Source organism: Mesorhizobium sp. M7A.F.Ca.US.002.01.1.1 (assembly GCF_004022955.1).
Taxonomy (GTDB): domain Bacteria; phylum Pseudomonadota; class Alphaproteobacteria; order Rhizobiales; family Rhizobiaceae; genus Mesorhizobium; species Mesorhizobium ciceri.
In genome coordinates this window covers 1-2,062 of sequence record NZ_RZQE01000734.1, presented here as the reverse complement: position 1 = coordinate 2,062, position 2,062 = coordinate 1, and the positions used below count along the sequence as shown (strand labels likewise).

General features: G+C 65.5%; 3 protein-coding genes. All 3 read left to right on the top strand.

The window, feature by feature from the left end; genetic code table 11:
* Nucleotides 1–25: 25 nt before the first annotated feature.
* On the top strand, nt 26–1,018 hold the full coding sequence (locus EN932_RS34830) for a glycosyltransferase family 2 protein (protein ID WP_063173531.1): 993 nt from the start codon (nt 26–28) through the stop codon (nt 1,016–1,018).
* Nucleotides 1,018–1,968: a glycosyltransferase family 2 protein gene (locus tag EN932_RS34825; RefSeq protein ID WP_127369355.1), complete on the top strand. Its 951-nt coding sequence runs from the start codon at nt 1,018–1,020 to the stop codon at nt 1,966–1,968. Before EN932_RS34830 ends, EN932_RS34825 begins: the two co-directional genes overlap by 1 nt.
* Nucleotides 1,925–2,062: glycosyltransferase (locus tag EN932_RS39335; protein ID WP_245483384.1), on the top strand; the 138-nt coding region annotated here is incomplete at its 3' end. The genes EN932_RS34825 and EN932_RS39335, both read left to right, overlap by 44 nt.

Sequence of the window (2,062 nt, the reverse complement as noted above, 5' to 3'; positions counted from 1 at the left end):
GGGGCAAGATGGACAGAGGTTGATGATGCAGACGGAAAAACCCTCATCCAGCCTGATCGTCATCCCATGCCTGAACGAAGCCGCCCATATCGGTGCGCTGCTCGATCAATTGCGGCCCGCGGCCGCCCGGCTTGGCGCCCGGATCATCGTCGCCGACGGCGGCAGCACCGACGGCACGCTTTCCATCGTAGACGACGTCATTGCCAGGGACCCGCGGGTTATCCTGCTCCACAACAAGCGGCGTATCCAGAGCGCGGCGATCAATCTCGCCGTCGGTACTTTCGGCGATGGTGCCGACTATCTCATCCGCATCGATGCGCATGGCGGTTATCCCGACGATTATTGCGACCGGCTGGTCGAGGAAGCCCTGGCTACATCAGCGGATTCGGTTGTCGTTTCGATGCTGACCAGCGGCAGCGGTGCCGTGCAGAAAGCGGCGGCCGCGGCGCAGAACTCCAAGCTCGGCACCGGCGGCTCGAAGCATAGGCATCTTTCGCAGGGACAGTGGATCGATCACGGCCATCATGCACTGATGCGGATATCGGCGTTCGGTGCCGTCGGCGGCTATGACGAAACGTTCAGCCACAACGAGGACGCCGAGCTCGATTATCGCCTGCGCAAGGCCGGCTACAAGATCTGGATGAGCGGCAAGACGCAGATGGTCTACTACCCGCGTGCCTCGCTCTCAGGCCTCTATTTCCAGTATCTCGGCTACGGTCGCGGGCGTGCCAAGAATGTACTGAAGCATCGCGTCATCCCGAAGGTGAGGCAGATGGTGCCGCTGCTGGTGTTCCCGGTGGTGCTGCTGGCGGCCTTCTCCTTCGTGCACTGGCTGGCGGCGATGCCGCTGCTGCTGTGGGCGTCGGTTTGCCTGGGCTACGGGCTAGTGGCGGCTATCCGCCAGCGCAAGGCCGACGTTGCGCTGGCCGGTGTCTCGGCCATGGTCATGCATCTTGGCTGGTCGGTCGGCTTCTGGCTGCAGCTTCTCGGCCTCGGCTCGCGACGAGGAGTGGCCTGATGGCGGTGTCGGCAAAGGACCGCAGCATCGACATCGGCGTCTGCACGTTCCGCCGGCCGGAACTGGCCGACACGCTGCGCTCGCTCGACGCCATGGAGATGCCGGTGGGATTCGATGTCCGCATCGTCGTCGCCGACAATGACGACACCCCATCGGCCCGTGACCTGGTGGCGGCGCTGTCGCGGGAATTGACGGTGCCGATCCACTATCAGCACGCCCCGGCGCGCAACATCTCGATCGCCCGCAACGCCTGCCTCGATGCGAGCACCGCGGATTTCGTCGCCTTCATCGATGACGACGAGACGGCCACGACGCCATGGCTTGCCGAACTGGTCGCGATGGCGCAGCAAAGCGGTGCCGCCGCCGTGCTCGGCCCGGTCAGGGCGCGCTATCGCCCGGACGCGCCGGACTGGATGCGGCGCGGCGATTTCCATTCGACCTTGCCCGTCTGGGTGCGCGGCGAGATCCAGACCGGCTACACCTGCAACGTTCTGCTGCGGATGGGCTCGGACAGCCTGCGCGGCCGCCGCTTCAGCCTGGCGCGTGGCCAGACCGGCGGCGAGGACACCGAATTCTTCGACCAGATGCACAAGGCAGGCGGCCGCATCGCCTTCTCGCCCGAGGCATGGGTCGAGGAGGTGGTGCCGCGCTCCAGGGCGGCATTCGATTGGCTCGGCCGCCGCCGCTTCCGCGTCGGCCAGACGCATGGCCATCTCCTGGGCAGCAGCGCCAGCGGAATCGGTCTGGCCAAGCAGGTCGGCCTGGCCTCGGCAAAGGCCATCTATTGCTTCGCCTCGGCACTTCCGGTCGTCGTCAGTCCGGTACGCAGGAACCGCAGCGTGCTGCGCGGCATTATGCATCTTGGTGTCGTCAGCGGCCTCGTCGGCATCCGCGAAATCCGCCTCTATGGCCAGCCGTCGCCACAGCAGGGAGGCAAGCGTGCAGCCTGACGTCAGCTCTATCCCCGATGTTTCCTTCGTTATTGCCGCCTACAATGCCGAGACGACCCTTGATCGGGCGATCGCCAGCGCCATCGCCCAGAAG

Excerpts from the sequence above, each read along its gene's own strand:
- EN932_RS34830 (WP_063173531.1), top strand. The coding sequence starts at position 26 with ATGCAGACGGAAAAACCCTCATCCAGCCTGATCGTCATCCCATGCCTG.
- EN932_RS34825 (WP_127369355.1), top strand. The coding sequence starts at position 1,018 with ATGGCGGTGTCGGCAAAGGACCGCAGCATCGACATCGGCGTCTGCACG.